At 45.5% G+C, this 23,997-nt stretch carries 18 protein-coding genes; 9 read left to right on the top strand and 9 right to left on the bottom strand.

Features of this window, described 5'->3' with window-relative positions; genetic code table 11:
• Positions 1 to 501 precede the first annotated feature (501 nt).
• Positions 502 to 1,878 carry an Hsp70 family protein gene (locus tag B067_RS0117360; RefSeq protein ID WP_019531365.1) on the top strand — a complete coding sequence of 459 codons (1,377 nt, stop codon included), beginning with the start codon at positions 502 to 504 and terminating at the stop codon, positions 1,876 to 1,878.
• Between the two features lie 85 nt (positions 1,879 to 1,963).
• Here B067_RS0117360 and B067_RS0117355 read toward each other — a convergent pair whose 3' ends face one another.
• Together B067_RS0117355 and B067_RS0117350 are read right to left on the bottom strand one after the other, a co-directional pair.
• A complete protein-coding gene (locus tag B067_RS0117355; protein ID WP_019531364.1) occupies positions 1,964 to 2,677 on the bottom strand; it encodes a glucosaminidase domain-containing protein in 714 nt (237 codons plus the stop codon).
• 148 nt (positions 2,678 to 2,825) lie between these two features.
• Complete coding sequence (locus tag B067_RS0117350; RefSeq protein WP_051083876.1) at positions 2,826 to 3,299, bottom strand: rRNA adenine N-6-methyltransferase family protein; 474 nt, start codon at positions 3,297 to 3,299, stop codon at positions 2,826 to 2,828.
• Between the two features lie 276 nt (positions 3,300 to 3,575).
• On the opposite strand from B067_RS0117350, the gene B067_RS0117340 reads away from it, so the two are divergent.
• The 6 genes from B067_RS0117340 (at position 3,576) to B067_RS0117315 (ending at position 9,433) form a co-directional block, all read left to right on the top strand.
• Positions 3,576 to 4,373 carry an SDR family NAD(P)-dependent oxidoreductase gene (locus B067_RS0117340; protein ID WP_019531361.1) on the top strand — a complete coding sequence of 266 codons (798 nt, stop codon included), beginning with the start codon at positions 3,576 to 3,578 and terminating at the stop codon, positions 4,371 to 4,373.
• A 339-nt stretch (positions 4,374 to 4,712) separates the two neighbouring features.
• On the top strand, positions 4,713 to 5,420 hold the full coding sequence (locus B067_RS0117335; protein WP_019531360.1) for a helix-turn-helix transcriptional regulator: 708 nt from the start codon (positions 4,713 to 4,715) through the stop codon (positions 5,418 to 5,420).
• Positions 5,421 to 5,610: 190 nt separating this feature from the next.
• The gene (locus B067_RS0117330; RefSeq protein ID WP_019531359.1) at positions 5,611 to 6,900 is read left to right on the top strand and encodes an aspartate aminotransferase family protein; all 1,290 of its coding nucleotides are present in this window, start codon (positions 5,611 to 5,613) and stop codon (positions 6,898 to 6,900) included.
• Positions 6,901 to 6,986: 86 nt separating this feature from the next.
• Complete coding sequence (locus B067_RS0117325; RefSeq protein WP_019531358.1) at positions 6,987 to 8,000, top strand: phosphotransferase enzyme family protein; 1,014 nt, start codon at positions 6,987 to 6,989, stop codon at positions 7,998 to 8,000.
• An 88-nt stretch (positions 8,001 to 8,088) separates the two neighbouring features.
• A complete protein-coding gene (locus B067_RS0117320) occupies positions 8,089 to 8,787 on the top strand; it encodes a helix-turn-helix transcriptional regulator (protein WP_019531357.1) in 699 nt (232 codons plus the stop codon).
• A gap of 199 nt (positions 8,788 to 8,986) precedes the next feature.
• Positions 8,987 to 9,433: a MoaF C-terminal domain-containing protein gene (locus B067_RS0117315; RefSeq protein ID WP_156820884.1), complete on the top strand. Its 447-nt coding sequence runs from the start codon at positions 8,987 to 8,989 to the stop codon at positions 9,431 to 9,433.
• Positions 9,434 to 9,567: 134 nt separating this feature from the next.
• Here the strand turns inward: B067_RS0117315 and B067_RS0117310 are convergent, their stop codons facing one another.
• The 3 genes from B067_RS0117310 to B067_RS0117300 form a co-directional block, all read right to left on the bottom strand.
• Positions 9,568 to 10,755 carry an MFS transporter gene (locus B067_RS0117310; protein WP_019531355.1) on the bottom strand — a complete coding sequence of 396 codons (1,188 nt, stop codon included), beginning with the start codon at positions 10,753 to 10,755 and terminating at the stop codon, positions 9,568 to 9,570.
• Between the two features lie 94 nt (positions 10,756 to 10,849).
• Positions 10,850 to 12,190, bottom strand: a complete 1,341-nt coding sequence (locus tag B067_RS0117305; protein WP_019531354.1) for an aspartate aminotransferase family protein — start codon at positions 12,188 to 12,190, stop codon at positions 10,850 to 10,852.
• A gap of 264 nt (positions 12,191 to 12,454) precedes the next feature.
• Positions 12,455 to 13,861 (bottom strand): aldehyde dehydrogenase family protein, encoded by a 1,407-nt coding sequence (locus B067_RS0117300; protein ID WP_019531353.1) that lies wholly within the window; start codon positions 13,859 to 13,861, stop codon positions 12,455 to 12,457.
• 681 nt (positions 13,862 to 14,542) lie between these two features.
• On the opposite strand from B067_RS0117300, the gene B067_RS0117290 reads away from it, so the two are divergent.
• Together B067_RS0117290 and B067_RS0117285 are read left to right on the top strand one after the other, a co-directional pair.
• Entirely contained in the window at positions 14,543 to 16,750 is a 2,208-nt protein-coding gene (locus B067_RS0117290) for a TonB-dependent receptor (RefSeq protein WP_019531351.1), read from the top strand.
• A 126-nt stretch (positions 16,751 to 16,876) separates the two neighbouring features.
• On the top strand, positions 16,877 to 18,601 hold the full coding sequence (locus B067_RS0117285; protein ID WP_205619995.1) for an arylsulfatase: 1,725 nt from the start codon (positions 16,877 to 16,879) through the stop codon (positions 18,599 to 18,601).
• Positions 18,602 to 18,647: 46 nt separating this feature from the next.
• Here the strand turns inward: B067_RS0117285 and B067_RS0117280 are convergent, their stop codons facing one another.
• The 4 genes from B067_RS0117280 to B067_RS0117260 form a co-directional block, all read right to left on the bottom strand.
• Positions 18,648 to 20,921 (bottom strand): tetratricopeptide repeat protein, encoded by a 2,274-nt coding sequence (locus B067_RS0117280; RefSeq protein ID WP_019531349.1) that lies wholly within the window; start codon positions 20,919 to 20,921, stop codon positions 18,648 to 18,650.
• Between the two features lie 303 nt (positions 20,922 to 21,224).
• On the bottom strand, positions 21,225 to 22,562 hold the full coding sequence (locus tag B067_RS0117270) for an MFS transporter (RefSeq protein WP_019531347.1): 1,338 nt from the start codon (positions 22,560 to 22,562) through the stop codon (positions 21,225 to 21,227).
• A gap of 121 nt (positions 22,563 to 22,683) precedes the next feature.
• Positions 22,684 to 23,124, bottom strand: a complete 441-nt coding sequence (gene hpaR / locus B067_RS0117265; RefSeq protein WP_019531346.1) for a homoprotocatechuate degradation operon regulator HpaR — start codon at positions 23,122 to 23,124, stop codon at positions 22,684 to 22,686.
• Positions 23,124 to 23,984 carry a fumarylacetoacetate hydrolase family protein gene (locus B067_RS0117260; RefSeq protein ID WP_019531345.1) on the bottom strand — a complete coding sequence of 287 codons (861 nt, stop codon included), beginning with the start codon at positions 23,982 to 23,984 and terminating at the stop codon, positions 23,124 to 23,126. Before B067_RS0117260 ends, hpaR begins: the two co-directional genes overlap by 1 nt.
• Between the last annotated feature and the right edge of the window lie 13 nt (positions 23,985 to 23,997).

Here is a 23,997-nt window from a genome sequence, read left to right as displayed (position 1 = left end):
CACTAATAATGAAAAAGCGTATAAATTGATGGGGGCTAGCTTATTTACAATGCCTCAATGTAGCACCAAAGCTATGGTTTATTCGCTAGCTCACCATCCGGCCACTTCTTCAGGCGACCAACGCATAAGACGCTTTTTCCGCCCCTGAAGACGGAATAGCTGATCCCTCAGCTTAACTCTGTGTTATTCGATGCCTCTTTCCCCGTGTTGCCTCCATATTGCATCGCAGTAATTGAGCCACTTTGACTTGCCATAAACCCTGGGCAGAAAGGGAACTGGGGGAATACCTAGGGAGCACCTATTACCCAGCAAACACCCGATCAAAATATAATCACCTTTTAACCTCTACAACGATAGACAACGATAAGCCGTTGTGGCCTAATCGCGGGCTTTTTAAAATATAGACAACAGACTCCTCGCACGGCGTGGACATCATTAATATCAAATCGATGTCTAACTAGCTTTAGCCGCACGCATTACAATTGATTACAGTGAGTAACTATGAAAGGTATAGGCATCGATTTTGGTACCTCTAATTCCGCCGTGGCGGTGTTTGATGGCGTCAATGTACGGATGATAGAAGTTGAACTCGGTGCACAGACAGTGCCTACAGCCATTCATCTCGACCGCGATTTTCAAGCACTCACCGGCTCCGTGGCGATAAAGTCCTATGTTGAAGAAAATTCAGATCGCCGCATTGAGATGACCGCTAAGCTTATTGCCGAGGTAGAATCCGAATTTGAGGGTTCAGAAAGCGAAGGGGTAGGCAATCAAAAAGTTTACGGCGCGGTTGAAGATCACGATTTACCTGGCCGTTTATTTTTAGGCATCAAACGGCTATTGGGTAAAGAGAATATCCGCCGACTAATGGTATTTGATCGCCCTTATCGTCTAGTGGCATTAATTACCCCCATTTTATTGTCGTTTCGTAATGCCATAAGCACCGCTGTTGGCCCGGTTGCCAAGGGCATTTACATGGGCCGGCCGGTAGAATTTGAAGGTAGCGACGCCGGTAAAAATGCACTCGCCACCGATAGAATTCAAGAGAGCAGCACTTACGCGCAACTGGGCCAAGTGACTTTTTATCCCGAACCTGTAGCCGCGTGCTTAAGTTTCGTGCAAGAGAATAATATTAAGGATGGCAGTACCGTTTTAACCGTGGACTTTGGTGGCGGCACCCTCGATTTATGCCTAGTGAACTATCAAGACAACCAATTTCAAGTGCTGGGTACCGAGGGTGTTGCTTTAGGCGGTGACTATATCGATCAACTCATTTATAAAAAATTGATCTTCCCCGAATTAGGTAAAGGTGTGCAGTGGTCACGAATGGTGGATGGCATGCTAGTCACCACCCCGTTTCCCTTCGACCAATATGAGAAAGCGTTATTAAACTGGACTATCACCCATACCTTAAATCAAAACCAGTACACGGCAACCATTGCTGAATACCTCGCCCAGAATGATACCGAGCAAGAAAAACTGCTACGTTTACAAGATGTGATACGACACAACTATAGCTACAGTATTTTTCAACAAATCAAAGCCGCCAAAATTGCTCTATCAGACGCAGAAAACACCGTGTTATCTATTCCAGAGCTGCAGTTGGAAATACCGCTTAATCGCCAACAATTTAATGACATTATTGCCGAAGTCATGGATGCTCTACAGCTGTGTATTGATAATCTGTTTAAAAATACTCAGGCCGACGCTAACACCTTAGATTATGTTGTTCGCACTGGCGGCTCATCTCGCATTGCCGCGGTGCTAGCGTTATTAGAAAGTGAATTCCCTAATAAAGTGGTGCAACACAACACCTTTACTAGTGTTGCCAGCGGCTTAGCCATAGCTAGTTATTATGCCTATGAATGTAAGCTTTGATCGCTAAGGGAATATATAGGGTTTGGCCCCATATATTCCCTTCGTTTATTTCTAGCCTTCATCTTTAAACACAAACAGCTTATATCTAATCGAACTGCGCCCACTGATTAAAACGAATCATCTCTCTAAGTTCTTCTATATATGCCTCTCCCCGCTCGGAGTATCCCACTAAGCCGCCAGCCATAGCTGCCCCAGACAAGGATTGTTGATTACTACGCAGCTCATTTCGAATAGCTCTAAGCTGTGTGTATGCGTAGTGACGGTTGAGATTCAACATATAAGATTTAACCGAATCTACCGACGAATCAAAGTCTGCCACTTCATGGCTAGCGCCGGCATTACGGCTGTTAGGCACAACACCACAGCCCTTCTCAAAACACCAGTGGCCAAAGAAATTATTAGCAACACGTGCAAAACGGGAGGTACCCCAAGAACTTTCATTAGCCGCCTGTGCTAGTGACAATGACACAGGTATAGCACCTACCTTTATAAGCAACTCGTCCCAATGCGCTGCCTTAGTGCCATCATAGTCCTCGACACGATATTTTATAGCTAGATCTTGCACCCACGATTTGTTGCGGCTAGTTTCATCCAACGCCAATAGTTCTTTTCGTAACGCTCGTAGCCGTGTATTTTCCTCAGCGATAATCGGCTGAAAGTGGCCAACAAAGGCATCTTTTCTAGCTTGACCAGCTTCATAAGCGGTGAAGTCTATAGCAGGTGGCGTGAGTATAAAAACTATCACCAAAGCTATTACAGCAATAAGTAAAACAATAATTACACTAATTTTTTTGTTCATATGAATCCGTTTTTTTAACGTAACGTGAAAGACCTGCAAAGTAACACTTTATCTTTTTCATAAAGCATCATGGGTAATTTTTGCTATGTTGACAATATTGCCACAGCCTCTGTTAACGTTTACTTTAATGACTGACTCAGGGTGAGCCTCACCCACCATTACCCTCATCAACTAAGTGGTAGCGATAAACAGGTGATCGATAAAAATCGTCCAAGCGTATCGTTTTTTCGGCCTGCAAGGACGGCAATGCAAAGTTATTGCTGATGAGATACTGGATCGCCGTTTTCTGCCCTGCCAGCTTAACATCAAGTGCCGCCATAGCCGCAGGAAACAAATAGCAAACGATGATTGCGTCAGCTGATAAGTCTACCTTTAAAAAGTCTTGCCTATACACGGTAATATTTTTTAAGCCCAATAACTTACTGGTTAACACCGTCACCAACCATGGCATGATGGATAACTCATAGCCAACAACCTGGCGACCGGGGTATTTAATCGCCAAGCGGATAATCAAACTCCCCCAACCACTACCTAGATCAACTATAGGCGTTTTTTCCACTTCTGTCCCTACCGTTGCAAGCAACTGCATCATCGCCTCACGTGCTTTTCTAGAACTAGGCATAGGCGATATGCCAACCCTAATAGTACTCCAAATAATCGAAGCGCCGATCAAGAAAGTCAGGGCAATTAATGTTAATTCAAAAACGGACAAAAGGAGACTCTTAGTAATAATGAATGGCTAACAGCAAGCGCTGCTTAGAAGGTTATGTGCTAATCATAGCAAAAATAAAGAGCGAGCTAGCCAAAGGAATTAGCATGTAGTAAACCTTACGGTTGATAGCAAAGCGTATGCAATTACCTATACTAAACTTATTTCGCCATAAAAAGGTAGATAAGCATGCATATAGCGCGATTAGCAGGCAAAGTAGCCATCGTCACCGGCGGTGGTACCGGTATAGGAGCAGCTATAGCCCATCGTTTTATTCAGGCGGGTGCCAAAGTCGTTATTACCGGTCGCCGTTTAGAGCCGCTGCAGGTAATTGCCCAGCAAACAGGGTGCGAAGCGATACGCTGCGATGTGGCAGTGATGGCCGACTGCCAAGCCGCTGTTGATAAAACCGTAGCGCTCTATGGCGGCCTAGATATTTTGGTATCAAATGCTGGCGTGCTCTACAGTGGTAGCGTTACCGAGCAGGATATAACGCAGTGGCAGCAAAGCTTCGACATTAATGTTAGTGGCGTGATGCACATGGCTCGCGCGGCCATTCCTGCCATGGCAAAACGACCTGCCAGTGCTATCGTTAATATAGCGTCGGTGGCCGGCATCACTAGCGGCCAAGGCATGTGTAGTTATGTCACCAGCAAAACAGCAGTAATAGGCCTTACTCGCTCACTCGCGCTTGATTGTGGAGCCCATAATATACGCGCCAACACCCTATGCCCTGGTTGGGTTAAAACCCCTATGAGCACAGAGGAAATGGCTGAGCTTGCCCGTATTAAAAATATAACAGCCGATGCAGCGACCGCCGAAACCACACGTCACCTACCACTAAAACGCATGGCCGAACCCGATGAAATAGCCGCCTGCGCTGAGTTTTTAGCCTCGGATGATGCATCCTTTGTCACCGGTACTACCTTGATTGCCGATGGCGGAGGCAGCGCCGTTGATGTAGGCACCTTAGCATTTAACGATTAAACGCTAGCCGCTAAGCCTCCAGCACAGCACCATAATAGCGCTGCAGTTGAACACAGCCCTAAGATGGTGTCGTGCGCACCTTTCTTTTATAACACCTAGTGCATCATGCATTACCCACCTTTCTATACTAGCCGCTAGCCCAGCAATTAGGCGCGTCGAAACCAGCAAACCTTAAAACAATCTATAGCAAGCTAATCAGCTTAGCGCCTTGACTCAGTAGCGTAGAAAGATAATCATGCTTTTTCACTTATCCCATAACCATAAGCCATTATTCATTAACCATAAGCCATTAACCGAGGCGTTATTGCCTAGGTCTCATTACCACGCGATTTTTACTCTATGACTAGCCGCTCTAACTTCCCTAATCAATTCCAGCAACAGAGCCTGGATTTAATCAATAGCCTAATTGAGATAAACGCAGCGGTATTTTTTTTAGTCGACCCCGATCTACAGCACAAGGGTGTGGTTCGCTATAATCTTTCATCCGCCACGGAATCTGATTATCAAAAAAAATTCGCCCACCTAGACCCCCTATCACCCGATAATTTTCATCACAGCACTGATCTAGTAATCACCCTAGACTCACAAATATCCGAACAACAGCTACAGCAAACCGAGTATTACCAACAGTTTATGCTGCCCAATAAGCACCGCTATGTGGCCGACATACTGCTAAGGCAAAGCAATAGAATTATTGCAGTTATTAGCGTTATACGCGCACCTTGTTCAGAAAATTTTACTGCTGCCGAGCTGGCGTTATTAAATAAGCTACAGCCCTTTTTTGAATACGCGCTCAATGCCGTCTACATGCCCAAGCGCGTTGCCGAGCGGCAATCGCTGCAAGAAAAATATCAACTCACCCTACGGGAAGTGGATGTACTGGAACTCATTATTGCCGGCTTTAGTAATAAACTGATTGCCCGTGAGCTCATGGTAGAGCTACCCACCATCAAAACCCATTTGATTCATATTTACCAAAAAACGGCTGTCACTACCCGCGGCGAGCTGCTAGCACGTATCATCTCAGACCTAAAACACAGCCTATAAGCCCCAGCTATCCACCTTTAGATGGATAGCAAAGTAAGCCCCTGCCCCGCTATTATTACTCCTACTATTGATCCGCCACTACACTACACAAAACAGTTACTTAGCTACTGTTATAGATCTAGGGCCACCGCGATATAGCCACTAGGCTTAACTGAACGCGCTAAACACAAGCAAAGACAAGGGTTTTACTATGAACAATACCGAGAAGAATGCTGAATTATTGGAGCGTCGCTATCGTTTAATCGGTAAAAAAGCACCCCTTTTTTACGACCAGCCCATCCATATAGTCAAAGGCGAAGGGGTATGGCTACACGACGCCGACGGCAAGCGCTACCTAGATGTATACAATAATGTACCCAACGTAGGCCACTGCCACCCGCATGTGGTAGAGGCTATTAGCAAGCAAGCCGCCCAGTTAAATATCCACACCCGCTATTTGCATGAAAATATTCTGAATTATGGCGAAAAGCTCACCGGTTTATTGGATGACTCTTTATCCATGCTCTTTCTCACCTGCACTGGCAGCGAGGCCAATGAAGTAGCCTTGCGCATGGCCCGCCACCATACCGGTAAGCAAGGCATTATTTGCAGCAATGCCACCTATCACGGCAATACTACCGCCGTAGATGCCTTGGCTACGCTATTTAACGACGGCAAGCCCAATGGCCCCTATGTGAAAGCGGTAGACTTTCCAGACAGCTACAGGCCACTCAATGGCCTAAGTGGTGACGCCTTAACCGATGCCTATATGCAGCAAATTAAAGACACTATCGCCGCCTTTAATGAAGAAGGCACAGGCTTTGCCGGCATGTTGATCTGCCCTATTTTTGCCAATGAAGGGCTACCCGATTTACCGCCCAACTATTTGCAAAAGGCGGCAGCACTAGTGCGTGAAGCCGGCGGCCTAGTCATCTTTGATGAAGTGCAATCTTCCTTTGGCCGCACCGGCAAGATGTGGGGGCACGAGCACAGCGGCGTAACACCCGACATACTCACCCTAGGTAAGCCTATGGGTAATGGCCACCCATTGGCCGGCGCCATCTGCAGCCCTGAACTAGGCAACGCCTACCGTGACGATGTGATGTATTTTAATACCTTTGGCGGCAACCCCGTTTCCTGTGCCGCCGGCCTAGCGGTGCTGGAAGTCATAGAACAAGAAGGCCTAGTCGCCAACTCACTGCAGGTAGGCCAGTACATTAAAGCAGGCTTACAGAAGCTGGCAGCAACGCAGGCCTTAATCGGTGATGTGCGCGGCAGTGGTCTGTTTTTTGGTATTGAATTAGTACTGGATCAACAGAGCAAAACCCCCGCCACCGCCGAAGCTGCGCGCATTAGCAATATTATGAAAGAGCAAGGCGTACTCATCAGCAAAATTGGCCGGCATGACAATATCTTAAAAATGCGCCCGCCTATCTGCTTCCGCCAAGAGCACGCTGACATACTACTAAGCAACTTAGCGCAGGCATTTGCCAAGCTATAACAAGCCTCTAGTACGACTGCTTAGCTAGGCCACTCATTAACGGTCTAACTAAGCTAGTTTAACCACAGATTTAACAGAGCCTGCATATGAATACCTTTTATCAACAAAGCCTCGCGCAACAAGAAGAACAACTGTTACGTTTAGCCTATAGCGCGCTACCCGCCTGGGGCCTGGAAGGCCATTTAAGCCTGATTAAACATAGGGAAAACGCCGTTTACCGCTTAACAACCGCTGACAATCAGCTATACGCCCTGCGCATACATAGAGCTAACTATCACTCCGATGCGTCTTTACACTCCGAATTAAGTTGGGTAAATGCCTTACAAGGCTGCGGTATAGAAGTACCTAACGCTATCCCCACCCAAACAGGGGCATTCTTTACTCTGGCCTCGCTAGACAGCATCCCAGAAACCAGACAAATTGATTTATTAAGCTGGGTAGATGGCAAACAAATAGGCTCTATTGAAGACGGCCTCAGTGATAGCCCCGAGCAAATACAGAAAAACTATTTCATTATTGGCCAGGTCGCCGCGCAAATACATAACCAAGCGTCGCAGTGGCCCACGCCTGAGGGCTTTCAGCGTCACAGCTGGGGCCTAGAAGATCTAGTCGGTGAAGAGCCCTTCTGGGGGCCATTCTGGGAGCTGCAAGCACTCAGCCCAGTGCAACGTAGTCTTATACTCAAGGCCCGTAAAACCGTGCGTAAGGGACTAATGACGCTAAGCACCGATAGCGCAGACTACAGCATGATACATGCCGACTTGGTACCGGAGAATGTGCTGGTTAATGCTAATAGCGTGCAAATTATCGATTTTGATGATGCCGGCTTTGGCTGGCACTTATTCGAAATTGCCACCGCCTTGTATTTTATTCAGTTTGATCAACATTATGAAATTGCCAAACAAGCCCTGATAGCGGGCTATCGCCAGCACAGGCCACTGTCCGATCAGAAACTGGCACAATTACCGTTGTTAATGGTGGCGCGGGGCTTTACCTATTTGGGCTGGGTTCATACTCGCCAAAACACCGAAACCGCACTAGAGTCTACCCCACACTTGATCAATCTATGCTGCCGAACTATAGAGCAATACATCAAATAAACAGCAGCGCTAAAAAATAGCGTGATAATAAACTTAACAAGTTAAACGCTTCATGGGAAAATAATTAAAAATAACTACAGGTAAGCGAATGAACTTCCCCGATGAGTTTCAAAAACAATGTATAGACTTAGCCCAAAAGCTTATAGGGATTAAAGCAGCGCGCTTTCACATCACAGACCCACACATGCATAAAAAAGGCTTTGTGGGTTTGAATGTAAAAAATGAAATGGAGAAAAAATACTATAACAAACTAGAATACATAGACCCCATGCACCCCTCAAAGTTTGAAGACACCAACACCACGGTTATCAGTAGCAACACCATCATGCCGCACACCAAGTGGCTAAACTCCGTGTTCTACCAAGATTTTATTAAGCCCTATGGTTATGTACATGTAGCCGATATATTTTTCAGGAATCATGGCAAAATCATCGCCATTTTAACCTTGTTACGCGATGACAGCATGGATGAGTTTGGCAGCAAAGACTTGGATACCATGCGCAATATACAGCCATTTTTAGAATACTCCCTCAACAGCATTTATCTGCCTGCACGTATCTCTGAACGCGAATTTATTGCCGATAATTATGGTTTAACCAATAGAGAGCTGGATGTTCTTGAATACGCGTTAAGTGGTGCCGACAATAAAACAATAGCCAAGCAACTTAATATTAGTTTGCCTACCGTTCGCACCCACTTACAGCATATATACCCAAAAATTGATGTGCACTCCACCAATGAATTAATTTCAAAGGTATTAAGAGAGCTTAATATTCAGACTAGCTGAGAAAAATTAAGCTTGTGGCTATACCTAATATCCACGTCAGTGATAATTAAAGACTTACATCCTGAACAATCAAAAAACGCAAACTATCTATATTGTTGCGGCACTAACGTAGCTAAATAAGCCTTTTGGTTGATAGCAGTACTGATTGGTAAATCTTATTATCTGCCTTCTCCTCAGACTTCATAAGGCCTACATGATAATGACCAGCAATAAGCACACTATAGCCAAAACCCATATAGAAAATATTAGCTTACACCCTCAAGGGCACCCACTCACCAATGATCTTACTGGCAAGGCTGTAAGGCTTGCCTACTGCTCGGGCCATATTCTAGAGCAACACTGGCAAGCAGATAGCAGAGTACTCTGGAAGGGAGTATCAGGCCCTCTAGCAGGCTACGATCAAACCGAGGCTTACCGCGCATTTGAGATCGCTAAAGATATTTACCTCATCACATGGATTGAAGCCTCAACAGCCGCATCATCATCTGCACCACAAGCTAACGGCCCTTGGTTGACGAATGTTATTCTAGACTTCAATAAAATGCAGGCAACAGCCAGCTGGATGGGGCCAACGAATGCCGGCGGAACAGAACATGTACTCGATCAAGCAACAATGAGCTACGTCGAATGTGATTTGCGGTACTGAATAAGTAAGCCCTAACAGCTGCAGATAACGGTAAATTATTTTTCACCTTGACCAAGCCATACTAGCAATGGCCTATAGCCAATAAGCGCCCTACTGCAAAACGTTTATTGGCTGCTATCTGCCATAGACATCCGTTAGTTACACGTCCCCGTTGCAGCATAGTGCTTATCCTGCACACGTAGGCCCGGAAATAACAGTATCGCTGAAACAATAAACAGTACGATGGCAATAGTATTAACCAGCGTGTAGTTGGCATCGCCTAGCATGGCTGAAGCAATCGCAGGGCCAAAGGCAAAACCTATTAGCTGCAAAGAAACCCCCGCTGCTACCATTTTTCCTCTAGCATCAAAATCCGCTAATACCGCAAAAATATAGGGCATAGAGAAATTCCACAGGAAGTTAAAGGCACACACACCTAGGGTAAACAGTAAAAACTCAGGCTTACCTAATAATAAACCTATGGCAATAGCGCCGCCCACTATCCCTGCCAACAAAGGTAAATGACGGCCAAAACGCCTTTCAAACACTACGACTAGTAAAGCTCCTGCGATACCTAAAATTTGAGAGGCTGTTAATATATTAGCTACAGTCTGCTCTTTAATGCCGGCATCAGTACCCACCAAAAACATATAGACCCATACAATACCTATCGCTAGGTTGTAGGCCAACACGCCTAATAGCGTCAGGAGTTTGATAGGCCGTGAGTAGCTGGCAACATCGTCTACAACCTGTTCATGCATTTGGTGGTTGCAAGGTAAGTAAGCAACAAACAGTAAACAGCTAGCACAGAAAGCTGCAAAAAAAATCAGCACACCATCAACACCAAACCCCTGAAGCACACTGGGCATCACAAACAAACCTAGCGCACCATAAGTCAGCACACACACGATAATTAGCGCCATATTCCTATCACTACGCTGAGTAAGCCCCATCATAATAAAAGTAATACTAATTAAACCGCCACAGCCCAAACCGGCTAGCACCCTGGCCATAATTAATAAGTTGATATCAGTTACACCTACCGACAAGAGATTACCAGCCGTTGCCAACGTAATAAAAATAAGCGTCAGCAGCCGCCAGTTCACTAGGTTAATAACGAAATTAGTCACTACAGCCGTAGCCGCCAAGCCAAACATTTCTGCTGCGGCAATCATCCCGGCGTCGCTTTCAGAAAAGTGTAAGTAGCCTACTAGGCCTTGAACATAAACCGGTTGCAATATAAACATGCAGGCACCGGCAACAGCAATAAATAACACCGCAATAATAGATCGCGTTGTATTAATATCGATAATCGTTTTTTTAGAGCCTAAATAAGCTGTCATAAACCCCTCGTTCTATTAATTATTATCAAGGCTGCATCGCTACACTGTTAGCTAGTGATGCAGCATAGAAGCTGTAAAAAAATTTAACAGGGTATTAACTTTTTACTGTACTAAAAGCCTTATCTAAAGCCTCCGCTAGCTTGTCACAATGCTCTTGTTGAAAAATCAGTGGTGGCGATAAGATAATCTTAGTGCCTACAGGCCGTACTAACACGCCCTGCTCCCGCGCCACATCAGCAACTCTGTTGGCATAACCGCTAGTAGGGTCTATAGGCTGGCGGCTATCTTTATCGTCTACCAAGTCTATTGCCAGCATTAAGCCCTTGCCGCGTACCTCACCCACTTTAGCAAACTTATCGGCAAAGCCTGTAAGTTTTTCTAATAAGTAGGCACCTTGCACTTTAGCATTTTCTGGCAGGTTTTCCTTTTCAACGATATCTAATGAGGCGATACCCGCTGCACAAGCAACTGGATGACCAGAATAGGTATAACCGGTCATAATTACGCCATTAAAATCGGCGTTATTATCCCAAGCTTTCTCCATACGCTCGTTAATCATAACCGCGCCCAAGGGAATATAGCCCGATGAAATGCCTTTTGCCAAACACATCATATCTGGCGCTACACCCCAGCCACGGCTGCCAAACATAGAACCCGAACGGCCAAAGCCAGTAACCACCTCATCGGCTATTAACAAGATGCCATAGCGATCGCAAACTTCACGAATTAAGGGCCAGTACTTTTCAGGCGGCACAATGACACCACCCGCACCCATTACCGGCTCGGCGATAAAGGCCGCTACGGTATCAGGCATTTGGTATTCAATTTCTTGTGCTAATTGGTCGGCACATAATTGCGCTAACTGGTCAGGGTCTTCACAGTTCCAGGGGTTACGGTATAACCATGGCGCATCAACATTAATAGTGTGATTAAGTAAAGGCTCATAATTACGACGGAAGGCATTGATACCGCCCACCGACAAACCACCAAAGTGCAAGCCGTGGTAGGAATTTTTTAAGGAGATAAACTTTTTACGCTCAGGCTGGCCATTAATAATATGGTACTGACGCGCTAATTTGAGAGCTGTCTCAACCGAATCGGAACCGCCAGAGGTAAAAAAGGCGCGCTTCATGTTTTCTGGCTCGGTCATTTTAACCAATTTAGCAGCCATTTCTGTTGCCCGCGGGTGAGAAACACCGTCAAACAGCTGAAAATATTCCAACTCATCCAGCTGCTTCATTATCGCCTGCTTCATCTCAGGGCGATTATGGCCAACGTTTACACACCACAGCCCAGCTACACCATCGAGTAACTCGTTACCTTTATCATCTTTAATATACACACCATCACCACTAACAACATGGATAGACTCACGTTGCTTAATTTCATTGGGGTGTGACATGGGATGCCAAAAATCTTTAGAGTAATTACTCATAATATATGCACTCATTTTTAATTAGAGGTGATGTATTTACATACTGATTAGGGTTAAAGAATATATAAATCACAGCAGCTGCCAATCATTGATAAAGATGATATTGCTTAAATTCACTACGCCATCGTGTGATAGCACCTGTGTCTATAAAGCTAATAGAGCAGTAAAAGGCTAGCTGTAATGGTCATCTGCAACTATCAAACGAATAACAGTGCAGATGAGCCATAGCGACAAAAGCCCTAATAACCTAGGTTAAAAACCGACTTATTTAGGAATATGCATGGATTGCATAGTGGTATATTCCTCCAAACCCTCAATGCCAAACTCAACACCTATGCCAGAGCTCTTAACGCCACCAAAGGGTATATGTGGAAGCACGGCGCCGTGACTATTAATCCACACCGTGCCACTTTCTATCTGGCAAGCAACTTCTCTAGCTCTATCTATATCACTAGACCATACCGATCCACCTAAGCCCATATCAGAGTTATTCGCTCTTCTTATAGCATCGTCAACATCGCTGTATTTAATAATTGGCAAAGCTGGGCCAAACTGCTCTTCATCCACTAGACGCATGCCATCAGTGACATCAGCAACCAAAGTTAGCGGATAAAAATAGCCCTTACCGGCCAAAGGCTTACCACCACAAAGTATACGACCACCCTGCGCCTTGGCATCATCCACCAACTCTCTCACTAAATTGAACTGACTCTTATTTTGAATGGGGCCAAACATATTCTTTTCATCTAGGCCGTTACCCATAGGCATAGCCGTAGCGATAGCGGTTAGCGCAGTGCACACCTCTTCATATTGCGACTCATGTACATACAAGCGCTTTAAGGCACCACAGGTTTGGCCGTTATTGATAAAGCCGCCCCAAAATAAGCCCTCGGCAATGTCAGCGATATTGGCATCGGGTAACACGATACCCGCATCATTACCGCCCAGCTCTAGGGTAATACGCTTTAAACCAGCAGCAGCGTTGGCCATCACTTTCTTGCCTACCGGGGTAGAGCCGGTAAATACCACTTTTGCGATACCGGGGTGGCTGGGTAGCTGATGCCCTATATCACCGGTAACAATATTCAGCACACCCTTAGGCAGCGCTTCGTTTAAAATTTCGATTAAGCGCAACGTACTCAAAGGTGTATTAGAGGCAGGTTTAATCACTACAGTACAACCCACCCGTATCGCAGGGGCAATATGCCAAATGGCTATCATTAGCGGCCAGTTCCAAGGGGTAACGGAAGCGACAACGCCTACCGGCTTGCGGTATAACAGCGCTAAACGCTCATCACTATCTTCCAAGGTTTTTACCGGCAGCGACATACCCGCCGTGGCCCGCAACCAGCCTATGCAACCCTGTAACTCAAACTCCGACCCCACCCCTTTTAAGGGTTTACCCTGCTCTTGGGTTAATAAGTTAGCTAACTCATCGGCATTAGCCTCAACAAAATCAGCCATCGCATTAAGGGCGTCTACCCGGGTTTGATCCGGGGTTTTTGACCATATTTTAAAGGCCTCATTGGCAGCGGCTACCGCCTGATCCAATTGCCCTTGAGTACATACGGGATATTCGCCTACTAACTCTTCAGTAGCCGGGTTGGTCACCCCACGCCATTCAGCACAATCGGCTTTTAAGCCGCCTATAATTGCGTCATATTTTCTCATGAGACTTTACCCTTAATCATGTTTGTTATTGATAGCCGTAGAATGATAATTATTGCGTCGTTAACTGGTAGCTATATAGATACAGCGTAATCACTTACCAAGCTTTTCCTATCTATAGATGCACAAACTAGACACACAAACCACGCTACACTTTTATGTTTTAAATAAACAAGTACTTACATTATCTTTGCATATAGAAAAAAGGCAGCCTGAGCTGCCAAATGAGACACAAAGAGTGCGTAAACCTTTAATACAACACAAACATTACTTAGCCAACGGAAATATTCATATCATCCAAATAGATGAGCTTAAAGAATAAGTGCGAGCGAGCTAAAAAATCTATATCGCAATTGGTTATATCAATAAAAAACATCAATGGATACTTATCTAACTAATAAAAACAAAAAACATACAAACGTCTACTATCAACCATATAGATGATATTCAGCCTGACCTTTAGACTCTACTATAAATTGACTCTGTATTATTAATGTTCATTCTTTAACATTTATTCCTTTTAAGTAACACAAGGAATCATACAGAAAAAAATGAATTAGATGCCGCTGTGACTCGCTAAATTCACACAGCCAAAATCTAAAATAATAAAATATACATATTAATTGTATGCCTCAAAAAAATTAAACTATGCGTTTAATTAAGAGGTACCATGGGAGAAAAAATATGAGTAAATCATTACGCCGTTCCAGCCTAAGCCAGGCTATTAGTGCCAGCCTAGTTGCCTTAAGCTGCGCATCAACTGGAGCTAGCGCCTCGGTGCTGGAAGAAGTTATAGTCACCTCACAAAAACGTATAGAAAATATTCAAGATGTTGGTATCTCGGTATCAGCTTTTACCGGCGATCAAATGAGCGCCTTGGGTATGGTCAACACCATAGACATCATTCAACAAGTGCCAGGCTTACAATTACAATCTTTTACTCCGGCTTTTACCGCCTTTAATTTACGCGGTATTTCCCAAAACAATTTCCAAGACAATTTAGAGGCGCCAGTAGCTGTTTATATTAATGATGCTTATATAGGCAGTATGAATGCTATAAACGGTCAACTGTTTGATATGGAAAGGGTTGAAGTACTTCGTGGCCCACAAGGCACACTATTTGGTCGTAACGCTACCGGCGGTTTAATTCACTATGTTACCAATAGAGCGTCATCCGACAACCTCAATGGCTATGTGCAAGGTGGACTTGCCAGCTTTGATAGAAAATCATTAGAAGGTGCCATCGGTGGCGGCCTTGCCGATGGTATACGTGGTCGCTTAGCTGCCCGCTGGGAAGAAGCCGATGGCTATATAGAAAACAAAGTCGGCGGCGAAGATTCACAAGGTGCTGATGGCTACGTTGTCCGTGGCGCCTTGCAGTTTGATATCGGTGACACCATTGTCGCCGATTTAATTGCGAGTTACTCAGAAGATAGCGATGTTCCTACAGGTGTTTATGTTGTACAAGACGCCGACGTCAATGCCTTAGGTTTAGCCATACCCACCAATGCTCCTAGCCCAGACCCCCATGAAGATTTTTCCGATGGCGGCTATTTTGATCGTGAGACAACTAGCGTAACAGCTAAAGTTTCTTGGGAAATTTCAGATACGGTAGAATTCGTTTCTATAACCAATTCGCTAGAGCTAGATAAATTCTATACTGAGGATGCCGACGGCACACCCAGCGCACAGACTGGTGCCATTTTTGAATTCTCTACTATTGCGGATTACAGCCAATGGTCACAAGAACTACGTCTTGCTGGCGATCACGATAATTTACGCTGGAATACCGGCTTATTCTATCTAGATATACAAGGCAATAATCAGTCTATTGCCGATGGTAATGTAATCACCCCAACCTATAACACTGCCCTAACCACTACTGAGTTAAACTCAACTAACTGGTCGGTGTTTGGCCAGATAGAATATGACTTTAACGACAGCTGGACGGGTATAGTAGGTTATCGCTGGTCACAGGATGATAAAGACATAGACGTGCTAACAACCGACGATTCGCGTAACCCCGATGGTTCTGATGATGGTTTAGCGCCGGTACTGCAAGCAAAAGATATCTCGGCAGTTAATACAATTGATTATGGTGATTATGCGGCAAGGCTACAGCTAAACTATACCAGTGCAGCGGATGACCTTTACTTTGTATCCTATAACCGCGGCATTAAAGGCGGTAACTGGTCACCCAGCCGCGATGTGGCAGTAGAAGACTTCAAACACGACGAAGAAGTTTTACACTCCTATGAAATAGGCTCCAAGCTAACGCTTAAAGATGGGGTAGCACGCTTAAACAGCACGGTATTTTATTATGACTACAAAGACTATCAACAATTTTCTTTGTTAAATGCAACACCTCAAGTCGTTAACCGCGACGCAACTAACGTCGGTGGTGAAGTAGAATTATTTATCACCCCTAACGAAAGCTGGGATATCGTTTTAGGTTTATCGATTATAGATTCCGAAGTTGATGGCGCCCCCACAGCATTAGGCATAGATAATGAAGATGTTAAACTGCCCAACGCCCCAGAATATAGCGCCAACGCCTTAGTACGCTATAACTGGAACGCTTTAGGCGGTGAGATGACGGCACAAATCGATGGCGCTTATACCGGTGAGCAATACCTAGAGGGCACCAACAATGAATCATCAAAAGAAGATGCTTACTTTGTTGGTAACGCCAACGTAGCCTACACCACTGAAGACGGCGCATGGAAATATAGTGCTTGGGTTAAAAACTTCACCGATGAAGAATATCGCGTGTATCATCTTGATTTAGCGATACTCGATGTATTTATTGGCGATGGTTTTGGCTTTACCCAAGAAGTGTATGCACCACCACGTACCGTGGGCTTATCAGTCACCTATAATTTCGGCGACTAATGAATAAGCCTATCGTTTGATATCGCTACTAACAAAAAGGAAACCCACATGGGGTTTCCTTTTTTGCATCAAATCCTATAAAAATTCTACATAAGCTGTAGCGTTTACTCAGCAACTGCGAGTTTTATGATGAAAAAAATAACCTTGGGCTTAGCGGTATTTAGCCGCCACTTATTCCTCTACCTGCTGCTTACCCCGTTAGCTTACGCTATGAGCCTAGCACCTGAGCCAGGTAAAACCCCCAACACTGCACAGCCACCCAACATCCTATTGATAGTCGTGGATGATATGGGCTATACCGACATAGGCAGTTTTGGCGGCGAGATAGCAACCCCCAATTTAGATGCTCTGGCCTACCAGGGCGTGCGCTTTACCAATTTCCAAACGGCCCCCACTTGCTCACCTACCCGAGCCATGTTATTAACCGGTGTTGATAACCATAAAGCCGGCTTAGGTAATATGGAAGAAGAGCTAGCCCCCAACCAAAAAGGCCAGCCCGGCTACGAGGGCTATCTTAATAAACGTGTTGTTACCGTTGCCAGCCTATTGCGCGATGCCGGCTATAACACCTACATGGCGGGAAAATGGCACTTGGGCTTGGCTGACCATAGCAGCCCCTACCAACGCGGTTTTGATAAAACATTCAGCATGCTCAGTGGCGGCGCCAGCCACTTTAGTGATATGAAGCCCGCCTATGCAGCGACACCTGTAGCCAAAGCACCCTATAGAAAAAACGGCAAACTACTCAGCGAACTTCCTAAAAACTTTCATTATTCAAGCCAGTTTTATACCGATAGCATTATTGAAAATATTGAACAAGACAAAGCCCAAGGCAAACCATTTTTTGCCTACCTAGCTTACACCGCCCCGCACTGGCCCATACAGGCACCGGATAAAACCATAGCAAAGTATAAAGGCCTCTACGACAGTGGCTATGAGACTCTCTATACCCAGCGCTTAAACAAGCAAAAAGAATTAGGCTTATTACCGGCATCTCAAGCTACAACAGCCAGCCCATCGATACGTCCATGGAATGAACTCACTAAAGACCAGCAAAAAATAGAATCTAGGCGCATGGAAATCTATGCAGCCATGGTAGATGAAGTTGATAGCCACACGGGGCGGTTGGTTTCCTATTTAAAACAAAATAACTTATTTGAAAACACCGTCATTATTTTTATGTCGGACAACGGCGCCGAAGGACATGATTTGGACAACACCTGGCCCAAAGATACCTTTCCTAAAATTAGAAAAGTGATAGATGAAACTCACGATTTTAGCTTTGACAATATGGGCAAACCTAGCTCCTATACCTTTTTGGCTGAAGCGTGGGCTAGAGCCAGCTCCCCTGCCTTAAAATACTATAAAGGATCCACCACAGAAGGCGGCACTAGAGTGGCAGCCTTTGCCCACTACCCAAAACACTTTCGCGCCGGCGCAATAGAAAACAATCTAGTTTCCGTAAAAGACCTTACTCCCACACTGCTGGATATAGTAGGTATTAGCCCACCAAAAGATAGCTATAAAGGCCGCCCCATAGAACCTATAACCGGTATATCTATGGCCACACTGCTTACCGACGGCGTATTACCTCAGGCGGCACAGCAGCGCGTGCTAGGTATACAGTTAATGGGCAAACGAGCCATACGCAAAGGGGACTGGAAGTTAGTCCATATGCCCGCCCCATACGGCAACGGCGAATGGCAGCTTTACAACGTAAAAAATGATGTAGCCGAAGCTAACGACTTAGCTATAAGCCAGCCCAAAAAACTGCAAGAAATGCTGACGCTTTGGCAGCAATATGCGACAGAAAACAATGTTATTTTGCCTGACTGGGTCAGTGGCTACTAAGATGGCTATAACACAAAAGCAAAAACGCCAGCACCATACTTAGCAGCTAGGGCAGCTGCGCGGCATAGGCACTAGCCTCTTCCGCCCTGCCCATACGCTGCAAATAAGCGACTAGGGCTGATACTATATCGGGCTGACGGGGATGCTGCTTAAGCGCCCTTTTTAATACATCAATAGCCTGCTCTGGCTCACCGTTTTCAAATAAGGCCACCCCATGAACATAACTGTAGTGAGCGCTATTGGTCGCTATCTCAGCGGCCTGCTGCAAATGGCTTAGCGCAAGCTTCAATTGTTTAAGCCGTATGTACAACAAGCCTAATGAAAAATGCACCTCTGGACTCTCAGGCGATGAATTTAGGCTTTGTAATAATAATGGCAAAGCCAATCCATCCTGCCCCTGCGACCTATGTAAATCAGCAAGGTTTAACAACGCCGGAATAAAATTGGGCTCTAATAGCCGTGCATGTTGATAAGCGTTTTTTGCCTTATCCGTTTGTTGCATATACTCATACATAACCCCTAGCTGCATTTGCCCCGTGGGGGTATCGGCAAGACTGTTAGCGCTGGCCATAGCTTCATCTATGGCTAGCTGTAACTGTTTCTTCTGCTGCTCGCTAAGGGCCGCCGGCAAGGCTGCGGGCACAATCGCCGCTGCCAATAAACGCGTCGCCTCCAGCCTTACCGCTTTAACAGGGTCTGCCAATAAGGGCCAAACATTAGCCATGCGCTGCTCTAAAGGCATAGCGGTTAATACCCGCAAAGCGGCCACCCGTATTAAAGGCTGCGGTGCCTGTAATAAGCTCACAGCTGTGTTAATGGCATAGGGTTCAGGGTAGGCACTCAAGCGCTGCAAAGCAGAGGCGCGTATGATAGCCGCCTGCGCGCTATCCCTAGCCAATGCCGCCAACTGCGGCACCGCGAGGCGGTTGGCCTGCTCACCGGCAAATAAACTAAAGGCGGGGTGTGGCTGCTTAACTCGGTGTGGGTACCACTGGCTAAAAGCGGCTGCCGCCCAAGCCACTGTTTGATCATCGTGGCATTGGTTACAAGCGTTAGGTACGCCCAACTGCTGTGATATGTCAGGCCGGGGAACTCTAAGGCTGTGATCACGCCTAGGGTCAACCACCATATAGCTAGTCGCTGGCATATGGCAATTAACACATTGTGCTCCGGTACTCTTTGCAGCATGGTGGTGATGCTCAGAGCGATCAAACTGATTGGGATTATGACACTGGGCGCAAAGCGCATTGCCTTGCTGCTTTAGCGCCAAGCTATGGGGGTTATGGCAATTGCTGCACACCACCCCGCGCTGCTGCATTTTGCTTTGTATAAAAGAGCCATGCACAAACACTTCTTCTTTAATCTGGCCATCCACATAATAAAGCGGCGGCTCTATAAGCGATAACATATGAGTATCGAGTAATTGATCAGAGAAAACTGAGGCTTTATCATCATGTATAGGGCTGCGGCGCGCATGGCAGCGGCCACAATTATTAATTTGGCGGTCACCATCAATATCATGCCGACTATTAATTACTGCCGTAGCCGCGCCGTCTTGACGCAGCCATTGCCTGGCCTTACCGGCATCACGCTGTAAGCCTTTATTGCCATCTTTGTTAGCCTCTTTGTTATCGCTCCATACAACATGCGCTGCCCCTGGGCCATGGCAACTTTCACAGCCCACGCTAATTTCTGACCATGTGCTTTGGTAACGGTTAGACCCGGGCTGATAATTTTTTTGCAGATTGGTAGAGTGGCAGTCCGCACATTGGCTGTTCCAATTTTGTGACTGCCTAGTCCAGTGCAGTGCATCACTATGGGTCATTTTATCCTCTGGGTATAGGTGAAACCAGCGCTGGCCGCCCTGCGCTACGCTGCGGCTATCCCAAGCTATGGACAGGGCCTGCAAGCGGCCATCCTCAAAAGCGATCAAGTACTGTTGCAACGGGCTTACCCCGAAGGTGTAGGCAATTTTATAATCCTGCAAGCTGCCATCGGCACTGTCGGTTTTAACCCAGAACTCATCGCCTTTTTTATAAAAGCTTGAGGTAATGCCGTTATAGGTAAATTGGCGATCAGCAAAATCAGCTAATACCGTGTCATTATTGGCGTGCTGCATAGCCAGTTGATGGTGGGAGCCCTGCCAATCCTTAAAGGCCTGCAGGTGACAGCTAGCACACTGCTGGCTGCCTATATAGCCAGCGTCCTTAATTCGTTCTTTAACAGGCTCTTCAGCAATCGTAGCCCAGCTATGCAGGGTAAAAAAACACAGAATCAACGTGCACGCTAGCGCAGCGCGCAATGGGGCTAACATAGTCATCAATATCCCAGCGATTAGATTAAGGCGTTGTTTAAACAAACAATTGACTCGAAATAGTACCACTAATTAACCAGCATATTAGCGGAGCCTATATGGAAATGCTCAGCAGCCAATTCATGTGCGCCTTTTTTAGCATAGCTATTAACAATATCCTGCTAATCATCGGCCAGCACATTAACACTAAAGGTTTCCGTTATTTTAAAAGAGGCAATACATTCGAGTTATTTTATATACCCCATTACACCAATGGATAAAAACTCATAACAACACTCTCTAAATAATACAAAGCACTGTGATACTGAATTAGCGTATGCGTAAACGATAAGCTAGCAGGCCACTAATCAACATTGGCACCGCAAAAAACATAAAGCTCATAGACATAGTGACATTCGATGCAATCATATAACCGGCTATCGCTGGGCCAAAAACCGCACCCAAGCGACCCAAACCTATAGCCCAGCCCACACCGGTGCTGCGAATATTAGTGGGGTAGAGTTTCGCCGCCGTGGCATATAAACCAGTAAAGCCACCTTGTAGAGTTACCCCAATTAAAAAAATAATCGCCAGTAATAGCGTGCTATTGGCGGGCGAAATTGCGAATAACAGCATCAATACAAATGCCGCTAATGAGAATACGCATACCACGGTGGTTAACATCCAGCGTGTCGCCAAAGTGCCTAGTACAAAAATACCAATCACCCCACCAAAATTAAATAAAGAAAAGGCGTAGTTACCTATCTGCGAACTATAACCCGCATTAACCATCAGCTTCGGGGTCCAGCTCATCAAAAAATACATACTGCAAACACACATAAAAAAGGAGGACCATAAAATTAGTGTTTGCCTTCTATACTGTTGCGCTAAAAGCTTAACCATATTGCTAACAACACTGTTCTGGCCAGGCTCTGCCATAGTGCTGGAATCTTTATCGATAGTGGGTAACTGACCCACTGCGGCCATAGAAAAACGGGCTAATATTTTATTCACCTTTAACAGTGCGTTTTTAGGCCTTTTTTCACACAAAAACTGCAAGGATTCTGGTAACAACACATGGGCCAACAGCGCCATAGCCAAGGTCACCACACCTCCTAATAAAAACATACCCCGCCAACCAAAGTCGGGCACGATATAACCGGCCACCAAGCCCGTCATCATGGCACCCAATGGGTAACCCGCCGTTACTGCAGCTACCGCCAATGCCCGGTACTTATTAGGGCTATACTCCGACGCCAAGGTCGCCTGACTAGCCAACATGGCCCCCGCGCCCAAACCACTAATAAAGCGCAAGGCGATTAACTCGGCCAAACTACTGACATAGGCTGTGGCCAGCACGGAAAAACCAATTACCCATAAACAAATAATTACCAGCCTGCGACGACCAAACACATCGGAAAAAGAAGCCAGAAACATCGCCCCCAACATCATCCCGGCTAAAGAAAAGCTAAACACCAAACCCAGTTTATCTTCAGCTATCTGCATTTCTATACCCACCGCATTGGCGGTAACCGCCATTGCGGTAATATCGAATCCATCTAGCATATTAAAAATAAGGCACAGTACAATTACTAAACTTTGCTGCGGGTTAACCCTGCCACTGTCAATGACATCGTTAATTGAGAAACTTTTGCTATGTGTTGTCATTATTATTATTCACCTAATCCTGTCTTCAAACTGACGTTCATTATACTAACGCCGCTCAGTTATTAAGGCCGCCCATACAAAGGTGCTTTATTCCTAAGTAATAGTCTTACCGTATATATGTTTACTCATCGATTTTTTCTATCAACTCGTCTAACAACTCATAGAGTAACTCTAGCTTTCCTGGGCCAAACTTCTTAGTAATATGCTCATAGCGCTCCGCTGATTTGGGTGCAATTACATTAAACAGTTTCACGCCCTCATCAGTAATAAAAATAGCTGATCGTCGCTGGTCACCAGCCACTAATTGACGATTCACCAATTGGCGCGCTTCTAAGTTTTGAATAATTCTAGATAGGCTAGGCATTAGTAAATAGCAGCGTTCAGACAGCTCAGATATATCCAAGCCATCTTCTTCTTTTAATGCCCTAATAACACGCCATTGCTGCGCGGAAAGATTATGCTCCTTCAATGAAGGAGCAAATTTTTTCATCACAGCCTCACGTGCCTTTAATAAGGACATGGGCAAAGAACGGTTAAAACCGCGTAGCTTAGCGTTACTCATTATAAAACCTCGTCGGCAACCCCGTTAGATAAAACGCCTACGCCTTCTACCTCTACCTCAACCACATCGCCAGGTATCAAGTAAATTGGGGGATCAAAACGTGCTCCAGCACCATTAGGGGTACCTGTTGCTATAACATCGCCCGGCTTGAGGTGAAAGAATTTTGAAAAATAACTAATAATGTATTTAAAGGGGAACATCATACTGGCGGTAGTATCGTCTTGACGAACCTCACCATTGACTCTAGTTGTTACCCGCATATTTTCTAATTGCTCTTCACTAAACTCATCCATGGTTACCATCCACGGGCCTATAGAGCCTGAGTGCACAAAGTTTTTGCCTTGGGTAACATTGAATTTGGCGTGACGAACCCAATCGCGCAAGGTGCCTTCATTCATAATAGTGATACCGGCGATATGGTCATACGCATCTTCTTCTGCAATGCGACGACCTTCTTTACCGATAATCAAAACGATTTCGCCTTCATAATCTAACTGATGCGATTCCGGTGGGCGTATTAGCGGTAGATCATGGCCGGTTAAAGAGTCTGGGGTACGAATAAATAAGCTAGGGAATTTAGGCGCCTCAGAGCCATCTTTATACTCCGCATTGCGGTTGGCATAATTTACCCCTACACAGGCGATTTTTTCCGGTGCGGTGATAGGGGCTAAATACTTAACACCCTCAGCTGGGAAATCCGCCGCTAAATCAGCAGCCATCTGCTTCATAGCCTCTAGCTTGCCCTGTTTTAGCACATCATGTAGGTCGCCACTCACTCGGCTACCTAAATCGACTATGCCCTCATCCTTAATTACACCCCAGGACTGTTTGCCATCTTTTTCAAAGCTTAAAAATTTCATCTGCTATTCTCCA

This window comes from Dasania marina DSM 21967 (assembly GCF_000373485.1).
Taxonomy (GTDB): domain Bacteria; phylum Pseudomonadota; class Gammaproteobacteria; order Pseudomonadales; family Dasaniaceae; genus Dasania; species Dasania marina.
Note: the sequence above shows the minus strand (reverse complement) of the source record. Positions and strands in the feature narration are given on the sequence as shown.